Annotated in this window: 6 protein-coding genes, 1 tRNA gene and 1 riboswitch; of the genes, 2 read left to right on the plus strand and 5 right to left on the minus strand. The window is 44.6% G+C overall.

Translation table 11 applies throughout. From position 1 onward, the window contains the following. Positions 1–30 precede the first annotated feature (30 nt). The 3 genes from FYJ57_RS12425 to FYJ57_RS12435 form a co-directional block, all read right to left on the minus strand. Positions 31–801 carry a formate/nitrite transporter family protein gene (locus tag FYJ57_RS12425; protein WP_022172834.1) on the minus strand — a complete coding sequence of 257 codons (771 nt, stop codon included), beginning with the start codon at positions 799–801 and terminating at the stop codon, positions 31–33. Between the two features lie 266 nt (positions 802–1,067). After that, a riboswitch (ZMP/ZTP riboswitch) is annotated at positions 1,068–1,150 on the minus strand. Between the two features lie 113 nt (positions 1,151–1,263). Beyond that, complete coding sequence (locus tag FYJ57_RS15655; RefSeq protein WP_154432890.1) at positions 1,264–2,874, minus strand: NlpC/P60 family protein; 1,611 nt, start codon at positions 2,872–2,874, stop codon at positions 1,264–1,266. Between the two features lie 259 nt (positions 2,875–3,133). Beyond that, positions 3,134–3,694: a biotin transporter BioY gene (locus tag FYJ57_RS12435; protein ID WP_022172836.1), complete on the minus strand. Its 561-nt coding sequence runs from the start codon at positions 3,692–3,694 to the stop codon at positions 3,134–3,136. A gap of 585 nt (positions 3,695–4,279) precedes the next feature. On the opposite strand from FYJ57_RS12435, the gene FYJ57_RS12440 reads away from it, so the two are divergent. Next, positions 4,280–4,834, plus strand: a complete 555-nt coding sequence (locus FYJ57_RS12440; protein WP_154432891.1) for an ECF transporter S component — start codon at positions 4,280–4,282, stop codon at positions 4,832–4,834. Continuing rightward, positions 4,822–5,898, plus strand: coding sequence for a pyridoxal-phosphate-dependent aminotransferase family protein (locus FYJ57_RS12445; protein WP_022173215.1), 1,077 nt, complete (start codon positions 4,822–4,824; stop codon positions 5,896–5,898). Before FYJ57_RS12440 ends, FYJ57_RS12445 begins: the two co-directional genes overlap by 13 nt. Positions 5,899–6,058: 160 nt before the next feature. On the opposite strand, the gene FYJ57_RS12450 is transcribed toward FYJ57_RS12445, so the two are convergent. Both FYJ57_RS12450 and FYJ57_RS15145 read right to left on the minus strand, forming a co-directional pair. After that, positions 6,059–6,132, minus strand: a tRNA-Val gene (locus FYJ57_RS12450). Continuing rightward, positions 6,123–6,432 (minus strand): hypothetical protein (locus FYJ57_RS15145; protein WP_205839984.1); only part of this gene is annotated, 310 nt, incomplete at its 5' end. The genes FYJ57_RS12450 and FYJ57_RS15145, both read right to left, overlap by 10 nt.

Genomic DNA, 6,432 nt, shown 5'->3' on the forward strand with positions numbered 1-6,432 from the left:
GAACGGCTGTCTTTGCGTTTTTCGTTTTTTTTATTTTTCTTTTGAAATCACATGATACGGTACTGCCACAAACACTGCCCCGCCGATTATATTTCCGACTGTTGCCAGCAGTACGGTATACAGATACTGACCGACAGTGATTCCTCCGTTTGCCACACCGATTCCGATGATGCTCATATCTGCGATGCTATGCTCAAATCCGCAGGTCATAAAAATCAGAATACACCAGAAAATCATGATCAGTTTTCCGGATTCCGTTTTCATCTTGGTTCCGCACCATACTGCAAGGCAGACCAGAATATTACACAGGATCGCACGCACCAGGATCTCTCCGACACCAAGACTAACTTTTGCTGAAGAAATCTTGATAAAATAATCTGCGATTGCTCCATCTCCTGCTGTCGGAAGTCCGGTCAGCTGGAAAGCCGCTACACAGAGCAAAGAAGCAATCAGATTGCCGATCCAGCAGACACACCACAGTTTCACAGTATCCGCCCAAGATACTTTCTTTCTCAGGGATGCTGCCGCCATCACCAGATTGTTACCGGTGAATAATTCAGCACCTGCCATAACAACCAGACTGAGAGCTGATGCAAAAGCAATACTCTGAATCAGTTTTACCGCAGCCGCTGCACCATTTCCATCCATCGACTGTCCCAGCACAAACGCTACCATACTGCCAAATGAAATAAACATTCCTGCTACCATGGATGAAATAAAATATCCCAGTGGATTTTTCTTCAACAGATTATTTTTTGCCACCCCTGCATTACATAATGCCGTATACTCTTCATGAAACATAACTTTTTCCTCCTTGTCATCACATTTCATTATCTGTAATCGTTCAGCCACAAACCATTACCGTCTTTTCATAATCTCTTTGGCATTTCCCCATAATTTCTTTTTTGCAGACGCACCTCCTTTTTACACCAGCCGTCCGGATATCTTTTTCCTGTCTTTTATAAAGGAACAAAGAATGTGTCTTAGCACATCCTCGCGGAGCATTTTTTACTTTGCAGGAAGTCAATTTCCTGTAAAGTAAAAAAGGGCAACACTTGTAACTCTACAAATGTTGCCCAGACGGTCGGCATCCTGCAAATCTGATTCCCCTGTGGTATCCCACATTTCTCCGTCAGTAATCAGATTCTATGCATTCATTGTATAAGTTTTATAAAACTTATACTCTTTATCATTAATTTATCACCACATTGACGGATTGTCAACCGTATTTCATGAAATTGTCAAACTATTATCATTTATAATTCAGGACAGAAGTCTTGTTGCCCATACCGCATTGGCATAATTTACGCCATGGCTGCAGATACCTGATCTTGTGCTGGCCGCTTCTACAGTTCTTCCATTACCGATATAGATAACTACATGGTAAACCTGACCGTTTTTCGCATAAAAGATCAGATCACCCGGTGCTGCTTCACTGACCGGAATCTTCATTCCATACTGCGACTGTGCTGCGGATGTTCTTGGAAGACCGATACCGAACTGTGCATATACATGCTGTGCGAAACCGGAACAGTCTGCTCCGTGAACCGGATCTGTTCCTCCCCATACATATGGGTTACCAATAAACTGCAATGCATAATTGATCAGAGCCTGGCGGGTTGGATTCTCAACAGAGGCTTCTTTCACTGATTTGAACGTATAATAGCAGACGGCATTGTCTTCCGGTTCGATCATCTGATCAGCAAGTCCGCATACAGTTTCCGGATCCTGTCCCGCATCGGTATATGCCTTTGCTTTTTCTTCCGCTTCTTCACCCATCAACAGGTATTCACTCTTTGCAAATCCACGCACATCACCGGATTCCACATATACCCATTCTTGATTCTTACTTGCCAGTACATAACAAACCTGATTCTGGGATAACGTGCCGATTACCCGTGCATCCGTACTTTTCCCTTCACGGATATTTACTTTATCCGTGTTACAGAATGCATATTCTTTATCTACTACTGTTTTTCCTGCTGTTGTTTTTGTATACAGAAGATTTTTATTTTTCAGCGGATTCATCAGTTTTGTAGCTTTTTCAAATACCGGATTTTCCTCCCCGGACAATTCCTTTGTCTCTTCTATGATAAGATCCGCTTTTTCTCCTGTGTTTAATTCGTCTTTTCTGATAAATCCTCTGACTCTTCCGGATTCAACAAACACCCATCCGTCTTCGTCTTCCTGTAAGATATAGCAGACACCACCGCCCGGTAAAGATCCGGTAGCTGCAGCATCTTCCTCATCGCTTTTTTCTTCAAGAATCCTGCAATCTTTTCTTGCAAATGCGTATACTTTATCAACAGTTGTCAGACGAAAATCCTCTTCGATCTGTGGTGGAATCACTATCTGCTGTCCTGCAATCAGTGATTCGTTGCTTCCCTGTGCTTCTGCTTCCGGTGTCGGAGTAGCTTCCGGCGTAGGCTGCGGTGTTTCCGCCGGTGTTGCTGCCGGTGTTTCCTGTGTCGGCTGTTCGGCTGCCGGGGTCTCTGTCGGCGTCGGGGTTGTTGGCTGTATCGGTGCCGGTGTTGGTGTTGCTGTCGGCGCCGGAGTTTCCGTTGGTGCCGGGGTCGGTGTCTCCGGGGCTGCCGGGGTCTCTGTCGGTGCCGGGGTCTCCGTTGGTGTCGGATTCTCCGTTGGTGTCGGATTCTCCGATACTGCTGGGGTCTCTGTCGGCGCCGGGGTCTCCGTCGGTGCTGCCGTCTGTTCCGAAGCCGGAACTTCTGCTACCGGTGCTGCTTGCGCTTCCGGAGTTGCTTCTGCCTGCTGCACCAGTTCTATCTGTTCTGTTGCTCCCGCAGTCAATGGTGCTGCCGGTATAATCATACTGGCTGATAAAACTCCTGCAACCAGTTTTTTCCACTTATGCATGTGTTACCTCCTTGCTCATTCATTGCATTTTATAATTACACATATATAAATATGATTATTTTTATTATATAACTCTCTTTTTTTCTTCGCAAGATTCTATTGGCAATTTTTCACATTTTTTACCCTATTTTTTATCATATTATGATAATTATTATCATCTAAGCCAGACAACTTCCATACGTGGAGCAACACAAAAAGAGACCTGTAAGTCCGGGAGGGCCAGGCGTCTTACAGATCTCTTCTTCTGGATATCCTATGGCTACTGCATAATAGGAAGTACTTTTTTCAGACTCTTTGTCAGTCCCAGTGCTACCACGATCTTGATCAGATCCGGAATAATGAATGGGAATACACACCAGCCAAGTACAGTCACGAGACCAACCGGTCCTGCACTTCTGGTGTACATAATCATAAACCAGGCAGTTCCAAATGCATAACACACAATCAGACCAACTACCATCTGGACTGCCAGTGCCCATGTTTTTCTTCCCATTACTTTTTCCATGCCCCACATAACCAGAGCACCCACCAGGAAACCTATTATGTAGCCACCGGCGTTGCCAAACAGACTGCCGATTCCACCACTAAATCCGGCAAATACCGGGACGCCTACTGCTCCAAGAAGAATGTACACCAGAATTGAAAGGGTACCTCTCTTACCACCGAGTACTCCAACTGCCAGGAACACACCGAAGGTCTGTAATGTAAACGGAACGGTTGCCGGTATGGAAATCCAGGAACAAATCGCCATTACCACAGCAAATACCGCAATGTACACCATGTCATAAGTCTTGCCTCTGCTCATTGTTGTCGTTGTCATTTTTCATATCCTCCATGATTTTGCTGCATCTGCGCCGAGAAAATATCCACCGCTATGCTAATACTACTATATCACCTGTTTTTCGAATTGTCAACCTTATGTTTATTATAGTTTACATTCAATCCTTATCTCTTTACTGTTCCCTCCGTTCCCTGTAACACGCTTCTCGGTACACAAAATTTATCCTGATCACATAGATTCGCACAGTATGTCTCCTTTATAATATTTCTTTCAAACTGGACTGGTTATTTTTTTCAAAACTGGTTATTTCTATCTGACCAGTTATCCTTTATGATTCAGTGTGATATTAAAATTATAGTAACTATTCAGTAGCTACTGTCCCGCGAGGTGTTTTGACATGAATATGTCAAAATCCAGAGACATACAAACCAAAATGCCATCACCGAAGGTGATTTACGTGAGCAACGAGTCAAAGTCCGTGCTTGCACGGAACATTGAGGAGTGCCGCGATAACGATAAAAACTCGCAAAGCGTGTTTTTATCGTTTAAATGCATTTTAGCTCGTAACTGTGAAGGTACTGAACAGTTACAAATTATATTAATAAGAAGAAAGAGGGAATTAAAATGGCATCTTTCAATCAGACAGCCGGCACCAGAACGCAGGCAAGAAACAATACTCAGGCGATTGTGGTAACCGCCATGTGCATCGCACTGACTTATATTTTTACAGCAGTTGTTAATATCCGTTTACCGTTTGCACCAAACGGTGGACTGATCCACCTTGGCAATGTTCCATTATTCCTTGCTGCTATCATCTTCGGCAAGAAAACCGGTGCACTCAGCGGTGCCTTCGGTATGGGACTCTTTGACCTGTTCTCCGGCTGGACTGCATGGGCTCCATTCACTTTCATTATCGTTGGTCTGATGGGCTTCTCCGTTGGTACAATCACAGAGAAGAAAAAAGGCTTTGGCTGGAAAGTGGTTGCAATCCTGGTTGCATGCGTGATCAAAATTACCGGATACTACATCGCAGAAGGTATCATTTACGGTAACTGGATCACTCCAGCCTCTTCTATCCCGGGCAACCTGCTGCAGGTAGGAGTTGCCGCTGTAGTTGTTCTGATTATCTCCGGTCAGTTACAGAAACTGGCAGAAAGGATGGGCTTATGTACAAAATGATGACTCCCGGTCCTTCTCAGGTCCGCGAAAATGTTCTGCTGGCAAGGAGCAGACAGTTTCAGAATCCGGATCTGGACTGTGACTTTGTGGAATATTACCATGACACCTGTAAACTCTACAGCAGTCTGCTGCATACCGAAAACGAATCTCTGATTCTTGGCGGAGAAGGTATCCTCGGTCTGGAAGCTGCCTGTGCCTCCCTGACTGAACCGGGTGACCGGGTTCTGGTTCTGGATAATGGAGTATTCGGAGAAGGATTCAAAGATTTTGTCTCCATCTACGGTGGCACACCTGTTCTTTACACCTGCGATTACTCCCATCCCTTCGATGTGAATGATCTGAAAGCTTATCTGGAAAAAGACCATGATTTCAAATATGCAACTGTTGTTCACTGTGACACGCCAAGTGGTATGTTAAATGATATCGCTTCCATCTGTCCGTTATTAAAGTCCTACGGAATCCTCACAGTTGTTGATTCCGTAGCAGGAATGTTCGGCGAAGATGTCCGTGTGGATGACTGGAAGATCGACCTGTTATGCGGTGGTTCCCAGAAAGCTGTGTCCGCACCTCCGGGACTGACAATGGTAACGTTGAGTGCAGACGCGAAAGCAGCCATGGAAAAGCGTAAAACACCGATTGCATCTTTTTATGCGAATCTACTGACCTTCAAAGGCTACTATGAAGCCAAATGGTTCCCATACACCATGCCGGCCAGCGACATTTACGGACTTCGCACTGCTCTGGAAAACATTAAAGCCGATCCACAGATTCTGGAACGCCACGCCAAAGTAGCAGCCTACACCCGCGAAGCCATCACTTCTATGGGCTTACAGCTCTACCCGGCATGTGGTTACTCCAACACCGTAACCACTTTCGAAGTACCGGAAGGCCACACCGCGGAAGAAATCCTTCACAAGATGCGCTACGATCACAACATCCTCTTAGCCGGCTCCTTCGGCTGCTTCGCAGGAAAACTGATCCGCATCGGTCATATGGGCGAAAACGCATATATGGAAAAAGTACAGGAAGTACTGGATGCGTTGAAAGAAGTTTTGAACAAATAAATCTATATTAAACTAAAAAAGGTTGATATACTACCGTAAAACTACATAGTATACCAACCTTTTTGTTATATTACATATCAATACATAATCCTGTGAGGCATTTCTATTCTATCTGTCATCCCAAAAAGCACTTGATTACTTATATTCTTGCAACAAAAAATGGAAGCAAGGGGGCTCGAACCCCTGACCTCTCGCGTGTGAGGCGAACGCTCATCCCAGCTGAGCTATGCTTCCATACCAATTATTATAGTCCCTTTCTCCCAAAAATCAACCACGATTTTTATCACATTTTGCGAAATTTTCACATTCAAACAAATTCCTAATTCTCTTTTTTCATCCAGTATCTTTTTTCGTAACTGTTCAGTACCTTCACAGTTACGAGCCAAAATGCATTTAAACGATAAAAACACGCTTTGCGAGTTTTTATCGTTATCGCGGCACTCCTCAAGGTTCCGTGCAAGCACGGACTTTGACTCGTTGCTCGCGTAAATCACCTTCGGTGATGGCATTTTGGCTTGTATGTCTCGGGATTTT

Origin of the sequence: Oliverpabstia intestinalis, from assembly GCF_009696065.1 — a bacterium.
In the GTDB taxonomy this organism is placed as follows: Bacteria; Bacillota; Clostridia; order Lachnospirales; family Lachnospiraceae; genus Oliverpabstia; species Oliverpabstia intestinalis.